16 protein-coding genes are annotated in these 15303 nt (G+C 62.1%); 10 read left to right on the top strand and 6 right to left on the bottom strand.

Going from position 1 to position 15303, the window contains the following annotated elements:
* Nucleotide 1: 1 nt before the first annotated feature.
* Genes BJP62_RS06000 through BJP62_RS05990 form a run of 3 tightly spaced genes read left to right on the top strand, consistent with a single transcriptional unit; the run spans nt 2 to nt 2731 of the window.
* Nucleotides 2–856 (top strand): PTS system mannose/fructose/sorbose family transporter subunit IID, encoded by an 855-nt coding sequence (locus BJP62_RS06000; RefSeq protein ID WP_070527777.1) that lies wholly within the window; start codon nt 2–4, stop codon nt 854–856.
* A gap of 10 nt (nt 857–866) precedes the next feature.
* Nucleotides 867–1985 (top strand): DgaE family pyridoxal phosphate-dependent ammonia lyase, encoded by a 1119-nt coding sequence (locus BJP62_RS05995; protein WP_083301035.1) that lies wholly within the window; start codon nt 867–869, stop codon nt 1983–1985.
* Complete coding sequence (locus BJP62_RS05990; RefSeq protein WP_070527771.1) at nt 1982–2731, top strand: KDGP aldolase; 750 nt, start codon at nt 1982–1984, stop codon at nt 2729–2731. The genes BJP62_RS05995 and BJP62_RS05990 overlap by 4 nt, the downstream gene beginning before the upstream one ends.
* 60 nt (nt 2732–2791) lie before the next feature.
* On the opposite strand, the gene BJP62_RS05985 is transcribed toward BJP62_RS05990, so the two are convergent.
* From BJP62_RS05985 to BJP62_RS05975, 3 genes are all read right to left on the bottom strand, one after another.
* Entirely contained in the window at nt 2792–3259 is a 468-nt protein-coding gene (locus BJP62_RS05985) for a hypothetical protein (RefSeq protein ID WP_145927122.1), read from the bottom strand.
* Between the two features lie 201 nt (nt 3260–3460).
* The gene (locus BJP62_RS05980; protein WP_070527766.1) at nt 3461–4249 is read right to left on the bottom strand and encodes a class I SAM-dependent methyltransferase; all 789 of its coding nucleotides are present in this window, start codon (nt 4247–4249) and stop codon (nt 3461–3463) included.
* A gap of 101 nt (nt 4250–4350) precedes the next feature.
* Nucleotides 4351–4704, bottom strand: a complete 354-nt coding sequence (locus BJP62_RS05975) for a DUF1801 domain-containing protein (protein ID WP_070527763.1) — start codon at nt 4702–4704, stop codon at nt 4351–4353.
* A gap of 220 nt (nt 4705–4924) precedes the next feature.
* On the opposite strand from BJP62_RS05975, the gene BJP62_RS05970 reads away from it, so the two are divergent.
* The gene (locus BJP62_RS05970) at nt 4925–5323 is read left to right on the top strand and encodes a RidA family protein (protein ID WP_070527760.1); all 399 of its coding nucleotides are present in this window, start codon (nt 4925–4927) and stop codon (nt 5321–5323) included.
* Nucleotides 5324–5332: 9 nt separating this feature from the next.
* On the opposite strand, the gene bla is transcribed toward BJP62_RS05970, so the two are convergent.
* Nucleotides 5333–6223, bottom strand: a complete 891-nt coding sequence (gene bla, locus BJP62_RS05965) for a class A beta-lactamase (RefSeq protein ID WP_070527757.1) — start codon at nt 6221–6223, stop codon at nt 5333–5335.
* A 128-nt stretch (nt 6224–6351) separates the two neighbouring features.
* Here bla and BJP62_RS05960 point away from each other — a divergent pair, with 128 nt between their 5' ends.
* The gene (locus BJP62_RS05960; protein WP_070527754.1) at nt 6352–7242 is read left to right on the top strand and encodes a LysR family transcriptional regulator; all 891 of its coding nucleotides are present in this window, start codon (nt 6352–6354) and stop codon (nt 7240–7242) included.
* A 226-nt stretch (nt 7243–7468) separates the two neighbouring features.
* The gene (locus tag BJP62_RS05955) at nt 7469–7885 is read left to right on the top strand and encodes a hypothetical protein (RefSeq protein WP_070527751.1); all 417 of its coding nucleotides are present in this window, start codon (nt 7469–7471) and stop codon (nt 7883–7885) included.
* A gap of 156 nt (nt 7886–8041) precedes the next feature.
* Here BJP62_RS05955 and BJP62_RS05950 read toward each other — a convergent pair whose 3' ends face one another.
* On the bottom strand, nt 8042–11587 hold the full coding sequence (locus BJP62_RS05950) for an ATP-binding protein (RefSeq protein ID WP_168163806.1): 3546 nt from the start codon (nt 11585–11587) through the stop codon (nt 8042–8044).
* Nucleotides 11588–11660: 73 nt separating this feature from the next.
* A complete protein-coding gene (locus BJP62_RS05940) occupies nt 11661–12287 on the bottom strand; it encodes a response regulator (protein WP_070527742.1) in 627 nt (208 codons plus the stop codon).
* Nucleotides 12288–12545: 258 nt separating this feature from the next.
* Here BJP62_RS05940 and BJP62_RS05935 point away from each other — a divergent pair, with 258 nt between their 5' ends.
* From BJP62_RS05935 to BJP62_RS05920, 4 genes are all read left to right on the top strand, one after another.
* A complete protein-coding gene (locus BJP62_RS05935) occupies nt 12546–13094 on the top strand; it encodes a fimbrial protein (RefSeq protein ID WP_083300739.1) in 549 nt (182 codons plus the stop codon).
* A gap of 45 nt (nt 13095–13139) precedes the next feature.
* Nucleotides 13140–13679: a fimbrial protein gene (locus BJP62_RS05930; protein ID WP_070532384.1), complete on the top strand. Its 540-nt coding sequence runs from the start codon at nt 13140–13142 to the stop codon at nt 13677–13679.
* A gap of 254 nt (nt 13680–13933) precedes the next feature.
* The gene (locus BJP62_RS05925) at nt 13934–14470 is read left to right on the top strand and encodes a fimbrial protein (protein WP_083300737.1); all 537 of its coding nucleotides are present in this window, start codon (nt 13934–13936) and stop codon (nt 14468–14470) included.
* Between the two features lie 123 nt (nt 14471–14593).
* Nucleotides 14594–15277, top strand: coding sequence for a fimbria/pilus periplasmic chaperone (locus tag BJP62_RS05920; protein ID WP_205700971.1), 684 nt, complete (start codon nt 14594–14596; stop codon nt 15275–15277).
* Nucleotides 15278–15303: the final 26 nt, after the last annotated feature.

Below are 15303 nucleotides of genomic sequence, written 5' to 3'. Positions count from 1 at the left end.
CATGAACGCTACCGTTACCGACAAGGCCGTCACCGATGTCCAGCATGGTCCGCTGCTGACCAAGGCCGACATCACCAAGTCCTGGCTGATCTACTACATGGGCGCCGAAGTCTCGAACTCGTACGAGCGCCTGCAAAGCCTGATCTTCTGCGCGTCGATGACGCCGGTGCTCAAGAAGCTCTATCCGAACAAGGAAGAGCAGGCCGAAGCGCTGAAACGCCACCTGAACTTCTTCAATACCGAAGGCGTGATGGGCGGGATCATCCAGGGCGTGGCGATCGCGATGGAAGAGCAGAAGACCCGCGGCGAGCCGATCACCGATTCGTCGATCATCGGCATCAAGACCGGGCTGATGGGCGCCTTGGCCGGCGTCGGCGATTCGATCATCTGGGCGGCGCTGATGCCGCTCCTGATCGCGCTGTTCATCCCGTTCGCCGCCAAGGGCAGCGCCATGGGCGGGATTGCGCCGCTGGTGCTGTACACCGGCATCACCATCGGCATCAGCTACGCGCTGTGCCACAAGGGCTACAAGCTCGGCCGCGAATCCATCGTCACGCTGTTGCAGGGCGGCAAGATCAAGGAGCTGATCTACGGCGCCAACGTGCTCGGCCTGATCATGATGGGCGCGCTCGCCGCCAGCTACGTCAAGCTGACCACGCCGCTGAAGTTCAGCTTCCTGCAGGGCTCGGAAGTGGTGGTGCAGCAGGTGCTCGACTCGATCGTGCCGGGGCTGCTGCCGCTGGCCGCCGTGTTCGCGATCTACCTGTACATGCTCAAGAAAGGCCCGCGCTACACGGTGATCCTGCTGTCGGTCGTCGCCTTCAGCCTGGTCTGCTCGATCACCGGCATTCTCTAAGGGGATCATGATGAACATCTACGAGCGCATCGGCCTGAAGCGGGTGATCAACGCCTGCGGCAAGATGACCATTCTCGGTGTCTCGGCCGTCGACAGGACGGTGATGGACGAAGTCGCCGAGGCCGCATCGAACTATGTCGAGATCGACACGCTGATCGACCGCGTCGGCGAGCTGATCGCCACGCATACCGGCGCCGAAGACAGCTGCGTCACCTCGAGCGCCTCGGCCGGGATCGCGATCTCGGTCGCCGCAGTGATCTCGAAGGGCGATCCGAACCTGGTCGAGCGTCTGCCCGACAGCTCGGGCCTCGCCAACGAGGTGATCCTGCTCAAGGGCCACAGCGTCAATTACGGCGCGCCGGTGACGACGATGATCCGCCTCGGCGGCGGCGTGCCGGTCGAGGTCGGCCAGGCCAACGAGTCGGAAGCCTTCCATGTGGCATCGGCGATCACCGGGCGCACCGCGGCCATCCTGTACGTGAAGTCGCACCACGCGGTGCAGAAGGGCATGGTGCCGCTGGCCGAGATGATCCGCATCGCCCACGAGCACGGCTTGCCGCTGATCATCGACGCCGCCGCCGAGGAAGACCTGAAAAAGTACGTCGCTGCCGGTGCCGATCTGGTGATCTACAGCGGCGCCAAGGCGATCGACGCACCGACCTCGGGCTTCATCACCGGCCGCAAGGCGCTGATCGGCGCGTGCAAGGCGCAGTACCACGGCATCGGCCGGCCGATGAAAATCGGCAAGGAATGCATGCTGGGTCTGGTCAAGGCGCTGGACCGCTACGCGGTGCACAAGCACGATGGCCGCGCCGACATTCCGGCGCTCGAAGCGGCGATTGCCGAGATCAACGGCATCCGTGGCCTGTCGGCCGAGCTGGAGCAGGACGAGGCCGGCCGCGAGATCTACCGCGCCCGAGTCCGTGTCCATGCCGACGTGCTCGGCGTCGACGCCGCAGCGATCGAAGCGCAGCTGCGCGGCGGCAGTCCGGCCATCTACACCCGCAAGTATTACCTCAACGCCGGCGTGTTCAGCATCGACCCGCGACCGCTGCAGGGCGATGACCTCGCCGTCATCGTCGCGCGGCTGCAGCAACTGGCCGGTGAGTGCACGAAGGAGAATGCATGATGCAGCAAGCCATTTCGTTCTATCACGATCGCGTCGCGATCAACGTGCTGGCCCGCGACCTCGACAACGCCGCCGCCGCTTTCGAAGCCGCCGAAGGCCATGCCGCCATCGGCCTGCTGTCGGCACGCTTCGACACGGTCGAGGAGGGTGTCGTCGCCGCAAGGCAGTGGCAGGACCGGGTCTGCGTGTCGGTCGGTCTCGGCGCCGGCGATCCGACCCAGTACTACAAGGCGGCGATGATCGCCGCGGCGACCGCGCCGGGCCATGTCAACCAGACCTTCAGCGGCGCCGGCTTCGCCGCCGGGGCGCTGGCGGCGCGCGGCGTGACCAACACCCGGATCAACGCGCTGATCCGCCCGACCGGCACACCGGGCAAGGTGATCGTCTCGACCGGCGTTGCCGGCAGCGGTGCCGAGGTCCCGGCGCTGGTCGATACCGACACGGCGGTGCTGATGATCCGCGACCAGGGCGCGCATGCGGCCAAGTTCTTCCCGATGGGCGGGCTGAAATCGCTGGCCGAGCTCGAAGTGCTGGCGAAAAGCTGCGCACGCCACGGGCTCGAAATGATCGAACCGACCGGTGGAATCGATCTGGCCAACTTCGGCGAGATCCTGCAGGTCTGCCTCGACGCCGGCGTGCCGAAGGTCATGCCGCATGTCTACAGCTCGATCATCGACAAGGAAAGCGGCAACACCCGGCCCGCCGACGTGGCCGAACTGTTGCAGATGGTGAAGCAACGGGTGTGATACCCCCCACGACCCGTGATTGACGCCGCCGGCCCTGCCGGCGGCTTTTTTCATGCGTGCCTACGGGGCGTTCGTCCGCTTGATCGACCTGATGACCTGCCTGAAGATGACATCGTGCAGCCGGTTCGCCTTTTCGGAGGCACTCCACTGGAACGCGCCCTGTTCCGTTCGGCGGATGTCGTCGAGCAGGCCCACTTCCTTCAGCCGGTTCAGGTTTTCCTCGGAAACCTCTTCGCCGTGGTACTGGATCGGACCGCGCTCCTTGCCGATCACCAGAAAGAGCTGCAGCTGGGTGTCATTCAGCATCTGCAGCGCGGCGAGCTCGTCCGACAGGTCTCCCGCGCTGGCCTTGGCCCGCAGCGAAACCTCGAAGCTTCCGGCCCTGACCGTCGTGTCACCGCTGCCGACGACGTCGAGCAGCGGCTCCTTCACGTAAAACAGCCACGAGATGAATGCGGCGCCGAGCACGAGATAGACGACGGGCCGGATGGCATGTTCGATCAGGGCAACGACGATTTTCTCGGACACGGGCATCTCCTCTGCGGATCACCGCGTCGGCGCGGGGCGATCCTCCTGTATTCCAAGTAGACCAAACGCCGCGGGTTTTCAGCCCGGTCATCGGCAAGGCGCGCGGCAGCACCGACGACGCGGCCGGGCTGTTGCAGAGGCGGAAGCAAAGGGGGGACTCCCCGGGCGGCGGATCCCCGGGTCGAGGCCGCTAGCCGGCGTTCATGCCTGCCTGACGGCCCGCGTCGCCAGAAACGTCGGCATGTAGCGGTCGAGCAGGAAACGCGGCCGGGGCTGGGCATCCTCGTAGAAGCCGGTGATCGCCAGCCCGGCGTCGGTCTGGCCGGCGATCAGCTCGGTCAGGCTGTGGCCGAAGACCAGCGCCTCGCCGTTCTGCCGCTTGGCGTCGAGCGCGTCGGCATCCAGATCGGCGAGATCGGAATAGGGCAGCGCGTAGCGCGGCTTGACCACGCCCTGTTCCAGCCAGGCCGGGTCGCGGTCGCCGACGAAGACCACCGGGTTGTAGAAGCTGGCGAGCAGCGCGCCGCAGGGCGAGAGCACGCGACGGCACTCGCGCCAGACCGGGCGGACGTCGGGCACGTAGAGATTGGAAATCGGGTGGACGATCAGGTCGAACGACGCATCGGCAAATGCCGACAGGTCGCGCATGTCGCCCTGCACCGTGACGAGCTGCAGCCCGTCGCGGTCGGCGACGAAGCGGTCCTGCGCCAGCTGTTCGTCCGACAGGTCGAACACGGTGACCTCGGCGCCGGCGGCGGCGAGCACCGGTGCCTGCTGGCCGCCGGCGGCGGCAAGGCAGAGGATGCGCCGGCCGCGGACATCGCCGAGCCAGTCGCCGGGCAAGGGCCGCGGCGTGATGTGGACCTGCCACCGGCCGGCCCGCGCCGCGGCGATGACGTCGCTGCCGACGGGAAGCGACCACTCGCATTGCTGCCGGGCCTGCCGGTTCCACGCCACGCGGTTGTGGGCGATGAGTTCGGTAGCGTGCATGGCTGCTCCTGTCGTTGCGCAAAACCGCATCATAGACCCGTGCCGCTGCGGCCTGGCGCCCGGTCGCATTGTTCACGCATCGGGATGAGGCCGTGGCTGCGTCAGCGGGGCGCGGTGTAGGCTAGCGCGATGTAATGCCCGACCCGCAGGGCCGTGATGTCGTCAATGCCATGGAGCTTCAGATGGCGACGCATCTTCCCCTTGCCTTCGAGCAGGCCGTACTCGTCCGGCAGCGACGCGCCATGGCTGAATTCGATCGATACATGGTTGGCGTAGGCAAACACGCCGCAGAAGGGCTGCGGGGAGCCGAACAGGATGCCGCCGTACTTGACCTGTTCGGTGACGTCGTCCCCGATGGCGAGCACCGCGTGTCGAACGGCCTGCACGATGGCGTAATGGCGGTCGCTGGACAGGCTGATGTCCTGCAACAAGGTAGTAATCCGTTCGTCCTGCATGGCGTTTCCCCGGTGGTCTGGCTAGCGGCTGTGCCCGAGCCGTATCGGACATCGACGCGGCGCAAAAGCTTGCCGGCATGGCGGGTTTTTGCGGCTTCTCATGGATGTGGCGCGAGATCGGCCCGGTGAACTCGCGCGTCGCCACACGGTCATGCTCGGGGGAACAGGCAAGCCCATCATCCGTCGCAAACCGCGGCGACACGCAAACCAGGAGTCGATCATGCCCAAAACCGTCCTCAATCCCGACAGCGTATTCGATTCGCGGCAATACGGCTTCAGCCAGGCCGCGATCGTAACCGGGCAACGCAGGCTGCTGCTGTCCGGTCAGGTCGGCGTCGATGCCAGCGAGCGGACCGTCGGGCCCGGACTGCAGGCGCAGACCGAAGCGGCGCTCGACAATATCGAGCGTGTGCTGGCGGCGGCGGACGCCAGGCTGGAACAGGTGGTGATGTTGCGGATCTATATCTGCGAAGCCGCGAGGGACGAGCAGGACGTCATCGCAGACGCGCTACGGCGGCGTTTCCCGACCGATCCGCCGCCGTCGTCATGGATCATCGTCAGCGGACTGTCTTTGCCCGAATGGCTGATCGAGATCGAGGCGGAAGCCATCTTCGACTAAGCGCGGGCATCAGCGCAGCGCACTCACGGCAATCCGGGTCGCCGCCGCAATCACCTCGTCCTGCCACTTCGCTTTGGCATCCGGCTGGGTGAAGTAAACGGCGAGGACCACGGGTGCGCGGCCCGGCGGCCAGAGTACGGCGATGTCGTTCGTCGTGCCGTAGTCGCCCGAACCCGTCTTGTCGCCGACCCGCCAGCCGGCCGGGACGCCGGCGCGGATGCGCTTGTCGCCGGTGGTATTGCCGCGCAGCCAGTCCTGCAATTGCGTGCGTTGCGGTAGTGGCAGCGCGTCGCCGAGCGCCAGTGTCTGCAGGCTGCGCGCCATGGCGGCCGGGGTCGTCGTGTCGCGCGGATCGCCGGGGATGGCGGAGTTCAGCGCGGTTTCCCAGCGGTCGAGGCGGAATTCGCGGTCGCCGATCGAACGCGCGAACGCGGTCACGGCCGCCGGCCCGCCGAGCAACTTGATCAACAGGTTGGCGGCGGTGTTGTCGCTGTACTGGACCGCTGCCGCGCACAGCCCGGATACCGTCATGCCGTCGGCGACGTGCTTGCCGCTGACCGGCGAGTAGCTGACGACCTCGCTTTGCTTATAGCTGATCCGTTGCTGCAGCAGTCCGGCAACCCGGGTGCTGCGCTCGAGGATCGCCCCGGCCAGCATCACCTTGAAGGTACTGCAGAAGGCAAAACGCTCGTCCGCACGGTAGCCGGTTTGCACGCCGCTGGCGGTATCGAGCAGGCACACGCCCAGACGGCCGCGGTATTTCTTTTCAAGCGCCGAGAACTGCGCCGATGCCGCGTTCGGCGCCGATGCTTCGCCCGCGCGAACCTTGGCGAGTGCCAGGGCGAAAGGTGTCGTTGCTGCGGCCAGCAACAGGGTGCGGCGGGTCGGGGAATGGTTCATGGGGTTCGCCCTTGCAAACGGGTTGATCGGGAAACGGCTTGCGAGGTCCCGACTATCAGCGCTTTGCAGCGCGTTTACAAACGAGAATAATTGCGCCCTGACAAAAGAAAATCTTCAGGCCGGGTGTGATGCGATCCCATTTACCGCTGAACGCGCTGCGGGCGTTCGAGTCATCGGCCCGGCATCTGAGCTTCACGCGCGCGGCGCAGGAGCTGAACGTCACGCAGGCCGCCGTCAGCCAGCAGGTGCGGGCGCTCGAAGCACGGCTCGGCTGCGTCCTGTTCAAGCGCCTGCCGCGCGGGCTGGGGATGACCGACGAAGGCCGGGCGCTGCTGCCGGTCCTGAGCGATGCATTCGGCCGGATCGAGCGCGTGCTCAAGCAGTTCGACGGCGGACATTTCCACGAAGTGCTCACCGTCGGCGTGGTCGGCACCTTCGCCATCGGCTGGCTGATGCCGCGGCTGCGGCTGTTCCGGGAGGCGCACCCCTTCGTGGTGCTGCGGCTGCTGACGCACAACAATCTGGTCGATCTGGCGGCCGAGGGGCTCGATTTCTCGATCCGTTTCGGCGAAGGCGGCTGGCCGGGCACCGACAGCACCCTGCTGCTCGAGGCACCACTGGCGGTGCTGTGCGCCCCGGAGATAGCAGGCCGCATCGCCACGCCGGCCGATCTGGCCGGGGAGACGCTGCTGCGCTCGTACCGCAGCGACGAGTGGCTGGACTGGTTCGCCGCCGCCGGGCTGACGCCGTGGACGGTGAACGGCCCGGTGTTCGATTCGTCGCGGCTGATGGTGGAGGCGGCGATGCAGGGGGCCGGCGTCGCCCTGGCACCGACCGGGATGTTCGCCCGCGAGCTGCAGGCCGGCGCGCTCGTGCGGCCGTTCGATCTCGAGCTGCATGCCGGCGGCTACTGGCTGAGCTGGCTAAAGTCGAGGCCGGTGTCGCCGGCGATGGCGTCGTTCCGGCAGTGGATCGCCTCTCAGGCTGGCGACGGCCTTGCCGGGGCGGCGGACGACTGATTCATCGGTTTGTCCGGCTGGGCGCCTTTTCAGCCGGCGGCCAGGGGAGGCGGCGTGAGTTTTGTAGGGAGGTGTTTGGCGGCAGAGCGGGCGGGCAGAGCGTGAAGACGCCGACGCCATGCCGTTGTTCTAATTTGCGAATTTTCCTAAAGTTGCCATCCGGCTGGTCGTAATAGGCAATGCGGGGCGCATAGACGCCGGCGCATGACCAATAAGGAGAGATGCAATGAAAACACTGGTTTTTTCGGGCCTGTTTCTCGGGAGCGTCTTCACCGCGGCCTACAGCGGTGCAGCGGACGGTACGATCCATTTTGTCGGCAGCATCGTCGAAAGCCCTTGCGCGGTAGAGCATGTGGCCAGTTACAGCCTGAGCCCCGCCCCCAGGGGCGCGACCTCTACCGCGGACCCGCTGTTCCAGTCGGCGAACATCTCGATGGGCCTCGGGGCCTGCCGGTCACAAGCGCCGGTCACGCTCTCGCTGGCGCTGACCGATCCGGCGCTGCTGCTGCGCAATGCAGCCGGCAAGCCGGTGACCGCCGAGCGCCAGCGGCTTGCGTCGGGTGATCGGGCATCGTTCTACGTCGCTCAAGCCGCGAACCAGGCCGGTAATCGTGGCAGCATCCTGACGGTGGAATACCACTGAGCGGTATTCCACCGTAGTCCGGGCGGTGGCACCCCTGCGGTGCCTTTGCGCCCTTCTGGCTTGGCCGGCCCTGCATGCCCGTGTGCGGTAATCCACGGATGAGCAATCGTCACTTGCAGGCCCGCATGGCCGGGAGATTCGGACAGCCGCGGTGCCTCAGGCCCGCTCCAGGTTACCGAGCATCGTTGCAAGAACGTCCATCATCGCCTGAAGCGCTTGGATCACGACCGTACATTCATCGGCACACTCCGCCGGTGCGCGGCTGCCCAGCGCGGTTTCGAGCGTGTCGCAGGTCGCCGCCAGCACTTGCTCACCGAGCAGCAAAGCACCGCCCCTGATCTTGTGCGTCGCGCGGGCCAGCGCTGTCACGTCATTCCTTGCCATTGCCCCGATGAAATCGGCCATGTCCTGCTCGGCGGTCTTCAGCAGCACCGAGAGATACCGGATGGTCAGATTCCGGTCACCCCGGCAGACGGTGAACACGGCCTGCTCAAGGGCAGCCCGACTGCCCGCCACGGCCGGGGCCGGTGGTTCCGTCTTGATTGGTTGATCCGCACGGCAGAGCGCGCGCTGCAGCATGTCAATGCTGACGGGCTTGAGCAGGTAATCGTCCATGCCGGCGGTTAGCGCCCGCTTGCGCGCTTCGTCGCGCGCATCGGCCGAATAGCCGATGACCACGAGGTGCACCCAGTCCGGATTGGCGCGAATGCGTTGCGTCAGTTCATAGCCATCCACGTTCGGCATTGCGCCGTCGGTCAGTACCAGATCGAACGGCTGCTCGGCCAGCCGGGTCAGTGCCTCGGCGCCATCCGCGGCGGTGACGATGGTGCCGACGCCGAGGAAGGTCAGTTGCTCGGCGATGAGCATCCGGTTGGGTGGGTGGTCATCGACGACCAGTACGCGTTCGGCTTGCACTGCGCCAACCGACTCGGTCGGCTGCGGCGGCTCGTCTTCTGCCTCGGACAGTTGCAGTGGCAGTGTGACGGTAAAGCGTGATCCGTGCCCGGCTTCGCTGTCGACCGTGATCGTGCCCGCCATACGGTCGACGAGATGCTTGCAGATCCACAGACCGAGACCGGTGCCGCTAAGCTTGCCCAGCTGGTCGCCCTGCGCCTGCTGGAAGGGTTGGAACAGCCGGGCCTGCACGTCGGGTGGCATGCCGATGCCGGTATCGCTGACCCTGATGACGAGCCTGCCGCAAGCTGTATCAAACGCTTGCCAGCTGGCGTTGAAACCGACTTCACCCTGTGTGGTGAATTTGAATGCATTGGTCAGCAGGTTGCTCAGTACCTGCCGCAGCCTGAGTCCATCGACCTGTACCCACGCCGGCAGGTCGGCCGCAAGCTGCGCGTTCAACTGCAACTGCCGTTCCTTGGCCATCGGCCGGTAGATCGTCAGTAATCGCTCGAACTCGACAGCCAGTGCCGTTGGCCGCGGGTGGATCGACAGCTCGCCGGCTTCGATCTTGGCCTGATCGAGCACGTCGTTGAGCAGCCCCAGCAGCGAGTAGGCACTGGCATGGATCGTGTCCAGCGCCGCCTTGCTCGCCGGACCATGCCGGCGGACTTCCAGCTCCAGCAGGCCGAGGATGCTGTTCATCGGCGTACGGATTTCATGGCTGATCGTCGCCAGGAAGGTGCTCTTGGCGCGGTTGGCCTGATCGGCCTCCAGCCTTGCAGCGGCAAGTTCACGCTCCGCCTGCTTGCGATCGCTGATGTCGATCCAGCCGCCCATCAGGTCCTGCCGGGCTGCGTCCTGCAGTGGTATCGCCCAGAGAAACAGGTCCCTGCTGCCTTGAGGCAGCGCAAGCTGTACGTCGGCCTGGGTGTATTCGCCGTGTTGCTGCGCGGTGCTGCACAGGTGGTTGAGGCTTTCGATCAGCGGGAACGCGTCGAGCGCCGCGAGCCGGTCGGCCGGCTGGCCGGCCAATGCCTCGGCATTCAGGCCGAATGCGGCAGCGAAATGCGTATTGCAGGTGACGATGACCCCTTGTGCATCTTGCATGAACACTGCGAAAGGCAGTCCGTTGAGTACGGTCTGCTTGATGGCCAACCGAGCACGCAAACGGCGTTGCTTCACCGCATTGCGCCACCCGTTGAACGCGAATGCCGCCAGGCCCAGCACCACGAGCAGCGCGCCGAACAGCAGTAGCAACCGGAGCTGGCGGTCGGCATGCACGCGCTGTGTATCGGCGAACTCCGACTCCGTCCATTCATGCTGCATGGCTTTCAGTTCGTTGCGGGGAATGCTGTCGATTACCTTGTTGATGATGCCGACCAGTTCGGGGTGCTGCTTGTTGACGGCGAAGGCCAGTGGGTCGGGCTGGCTGCCGACGGTAAACGCCAGCTTCAGCTTCCCGGGGTAATGCTGTGCCGCCAAGATCCGAACGGTTGACGGATAGCCGGAAATGGCATCGATCCTGCCTTCGACCAACCATTGCAACAGCTTCAGCATGTCCGGTGCGATAACAAACCGCACGTTCAGGCTGCGGGCTGGCGCCAGCGCTGCCATTGCCTCTTCGGTTTCAGTCCGCTGCAGCAGGCCGACTCGCTTGCCCGCCATATCGTCGAGGCCGCTGATCCTGTTGTTATTGCTCAGTACGAAAATGCCGGCGGGTGCTGCGGTATAGGGCGTGGAAAACAGGTAAAGCAGTCGGCGGTGCTGGGTGGGAGATAACTGGGGCAGCAAGTAGCTGCGGCCTTCGATCACACTCCGGTGCGCGGCCTCGGCCGAGGCGGCGAGCACGGGCTGGAATGTCAGGCCGGATTTGGCCGCAATCAGCGCGATCAGACTGACGCTCAACCCTTCCAGCCGGGGATTCGGTCCCTTGCAGGCTGATTCGTCCCTGCAGAACGCATAGGGCGGAATATGCGGCATCACGCTATAGGGCACGGTCTTGTGTTGCGCAATCCATTGCCTCTCCCGGCCGGAAAAAACAATCTGCTTCATTGGCAAAAACCCTTCCAACGTGCCCTGCCAGCGTTGCTGAATATCGATCCGGATGAGTTCAGGGAGCTGTTCGATGGCTTGATCAAGCTGCTGAAGCAGGAGCGGGCTGTTTGCCCGGACGACAAATGCGCTCGGCGCTCGACTCAGTGGCGAATAAGCAGAAATCTCCAGCTCTTGAAAATGCTGCTGGCCAATGAGGTAGACCGCACTGACTCCGCTGCCGACATATAGATCGGACTCGCCCTGTGCTACCGCATTGAATGCAGAAATCTGGCTGTCGTAAACGCCGATTTCGGCATCCGGATAGTGTGTTTTCAGGATCGCCGGCGCGATATCGTCAGCCAGTACGGCAACCCGACGTGCATCGGGGCGAGTACCGACATCCAGATTTTTGCGGCGAACCTCGACCTGCAGGTCATCAAAGTACGGCTTGCTGCTGGTCAGCCCATCAGATCGAACCATGCCCGCCAGGCTACCCGGCACCATATCGACATCGCCTCGCCGCAACGCTGCGATGGCTTCTGCTTGCGCCCCGAATGCGTAAATTACCGGCGACGCATTCAGCGTTCGGGCAAGCGCCGCGACATAGTCGGCGGTAATGCCTTCAAAAAAACGCGAGTTCTTGTTGAAGTGAAAGGGTGCAAGTGTTCGCGTCACAACACCCAGTCTCAACTCAGTCCGCTCACCGGTCTGCTGCCCGGCACCTGCCGGTGCAGTCGGGCTGGCGAAGACACTGCGTAATTGCAATTGCATTGTTGCATCTATCGGTAATGCACCCCAGACCGATTGAACCGCAAGCATCAGAATCAGCGCCAGCAGGTGCTTGCTACAGCAGGTCATGATCGTTGGCGTAGGCAATCAGCTCGGCCACAGAATGGATGCCCAATTTGGCATAGATATTGGCCTTGTGGGCGCTGACGGTCTTGTTGCTGATAAACAGCCGTTCGCCGATGTCTTTGTTGCTCAGGCCGCTGATCAAATGGCGAACAATCGAAATCTCCCTGTCCGTCAATGGCACGGCAGAACCCAGGCCTTTCTTTTCCGCGGTGCGGGCGGCCTGCAGCGCCTGCGGTGAAAAGGCCGTGTAACCCGCCAGAATGCTTTTGGCCGCCATGGCGATCCTGTCCATACCTTCCTCTTTGCTGATAAAGCCGCTGGCGCCGGCCATGAAAGCGCGGCTGGCATAGACGGATTCTTTCTTTGACGACAGAAAAAGTACCTTGATACGGGGGTCGAGATGCTGGATTTGCTTCATGACCTGAAAGCCGTCGGCACCGGGCAATTCGATATCGAGAATGACCAGATCGGCCCCGTTGTTGCGCAAATGCTGAATGGCAGCGGTATTGTCATCGGTCGCCAAAGTGACCTCGATATCGTCGTCGCGCTCGAATAGCAGTTTGAGCGAAAAGGAGACAATCGGGTGGTCGTCAATGATGATAATTGATTTTTTCATTCGGTCATTTCTCGTCTGGGGATGGGCAAGTTCAAGCATAGCAGAAAAAAACAATGTTCATATAGGAAATGGACTATGTGCAAGTATGAATTCAGGCCGATGAATTGGTCTGTCTCCTATGTTGACAACAAAATTTGGTGCGTAGAGTGGCACCCTAATTCGTTCAGGTTGAATGCCGTTGAAAGAGAGGGGCTGCACACTGTGCCCTGTTACGTATCGAAGATGCTATTAGCTGGATTTTTCTGGAGTCAATAATAGATGAGATTGAACCTTGCAGTCGTCGCTGCTGCAATATCGGCGGGTTTTGCCATTTCAGCGGCACCTGTGCAGGCCGGAGGGTCGATTGCAGTTGTCGGCGCAGTCAATAGCAGTACTTGCGTGGTTGACGGTGCGGCTGCCGGCCAAGCCGTAGTATTGCCATCGGTAGGGGTCTCCGCATTGCCCAATCTTGCTGATACCGCCGGCGACACCCCTTTCAGCATTTCGATGACCGATTGCGCGGTGGATGCCGGAAAAACGCATCTGGTTCACGCGTTTTTTGAGGCCGGCCCGCGCACCAATAGCGAAGGGCGCCTGACGCCAGACCGTGATACGGGCGGGGCCGACGGGGTGGAGATCGAGGTGCTGAATGAAGACCGCACCCCCGTCAGGTTGGGTTGGGATGATGCCTCGCAGAATTCGCAAAAAGTGGTGGTCAATGCGGATGGCAGCATTCAAATGCAATATGTTGCTCGTTATTACCGATCCGGCGAACTCCGTCCGGGCGAGCTGGATGCCAGTGTGCAATATTCGATTGTTTATGAGTGAGGAAAGAAGCTTGTAGTTTGATTCTGTTTGTTTTTGTGGATAAATTTGGATGAAAAATTTTTACTTGCGGCTTCAATTGCGGCCGCCTTTGGTATTTCGTCGTCATTGGTGCAGGCGTCCGACGGAACGATTACGGTCAGTGGTTCGGTCAATGCTGGCACTTGTGTGATTGGCGGTGCCGGGGCCGATCAGACCGTGGCATTGCCATCAATCGGCACGACGGCACTGGCAGCGGTGGCCGATACCGCAGGCGCCACGCCGTTTTCCATTGCCCTGACCGGCTGCGGAATTCTGAAGTCGGTGCATGCGCACTTCGAGCCGAGCGACAAGACCAATGATCAGGGTCGTCTCAAACCGAAATTCAAGCTGCTGAGTGGCGCGAGCGGCATTGAACTTGAAATTCTGAATGGCGATGGCTCGTTGATCAAGCTCAATGAGGCGAGTGACGCACAGAATTCAAAAAGCGTGATTTCGGGGGTCGACGGTTCCGCTACGATGAAGTATATCGCCCGTTATTACCGCTCTGGCACGCTGAAGGCGAGTAACGTGAATGCCAGTTTGCAATATTCGGTTGCTTATGATTGATCAGTTTGCTGTTGGCGGTACAAGGCAGTTGTTCGTGAGGTCGGCCTGCGAAGGGTAGGAATAATCCTACCTTTTGATCGGAAAATGGTGCGTCAGACATGCGCCGCGGCTGATTAATTGATTTGCCGAGTATGTGTAAAGTGTTGCTTGTTGAGAGGGGATGTCCTTCCGTGATTATTGGTAATAAATTGGTAGTTCGGTTTGATTTACCTTTTGCTATGCTTTGTCGGCTGTGCCGGCTTGATTTTTGATTGATGAAAAGGTTTGTTATGAAAGCAAAAATGACGCTTGCTGCAATTGCCATTGCGGCCGGTTTTTCGGCGATGAGTGCTTCGGCTGCGGACGGGACTATTTCGTTCACGGGTGAGATCAGCGCTTCGACTTGCGAGGTAAGCGGCGCATCTGGTGCTGTGGATGTGACTCTACCAACGGTGGGCCTGACCTCCCTGAAGGCGGCTGGTGATACCGCCGGTGCAACGCCGTTCAGCATCAGCGTGACCAATTGTGCCATGGGCGGCAAGACCTATGCCTATTTCGAGGCGGGAGCCAATACCAACAGCCAGGGCCGGCTGGATTCGACCGGCTCCGCTACCGGTGTCGAAGTCGAGATCCTGAACAAGGATGAAACGCCGATCAATGTGGGTGGCGCCGGTGATCAGGGAGTCGCCAAGGTGGATGTCGATGCCTCTGGTGACGCCACGCTGCAATATCTTGCACGTTATTACGCAACTGCAGCAGCTGGTGCGGGTAATGTGGCGACCTCTGTCCAGTACTCGGTGATTTACGAGTAATTGCAGCAATAAGGCCATAAAAATGGGCTTGTCCTTTTTTATGGCCTTTTGGAATCGGTTATGTTCATATTTTTACGTTCAAGTATCATCCGACGGTTTTTGCTATGCCTCGGGATTGGTGTGGTGCTGTTGGTGCCGGCGCAGGCCGCCATTGTCATTTCCAATACCCGTGCCATTTTCAATGGTGCGGATTCTGAAGTAACGGTTAAGTTGCAGAACGCCGGCGAACGTCCGGTGTTGATTCAATCCTGGCTGGACAAGGGCGACCCGAAGGCAGAGCCCGGTGCGGTGGATGTGCCGTTTATCGTGACGCCGCCCATTGCCCGTGTTGACCCTAATGGCGGGCAGGTGCTGCGCATTGTGCGGGCCGAAGAGACGCTGCCGCAAGATCGTGAATCGGTATTTTGGCTCAACGTGCTCGAAGTGCCGCCCAAGGCGGACAAGCCGGATGTCAATACGTTGCAACTGGTGGTGCGTACCCGGATCAAGATGTTCTATCGCCCTGAGGGGCTGGCCGGCAATGTCAAGGATGCCCCGGGGCAATTGCAATGGCATGTCAAAACTGAAGGCAGCAAGCAGATGTTGTCGATCAACAATCCTGGTCTTTATCACGTTTCCATTGTGGATGCAAAACTTGTCAGTGGCGGAAAAGATATGCCGCTGGACGAAGTCGGCATGATTGCACCGGGCGAAACCAGAGAGGTCGAGTTGAAGGCGGGTGTGGCCAATGGTGGTGGTGCAAAAGTCGAATTTGGTTCGATCAATGATTACGGCGGCACCGATGCCAATGAAGCCGAATTGAAATAAATGGCGCCATGTTCTGCAAGGTGTGT

The organism is Jeongeupia sp. USM3 (assembly GCF_001808185.1).
GTDB lineage: Bacteria > Pseudomonadota > Gammaproteobacteria > Burkholderiales > Chitinibacteraceae > Jeongeupia.
This window is presented reverse-complemented; position numbering and strand designations above follow the sequence as displayed.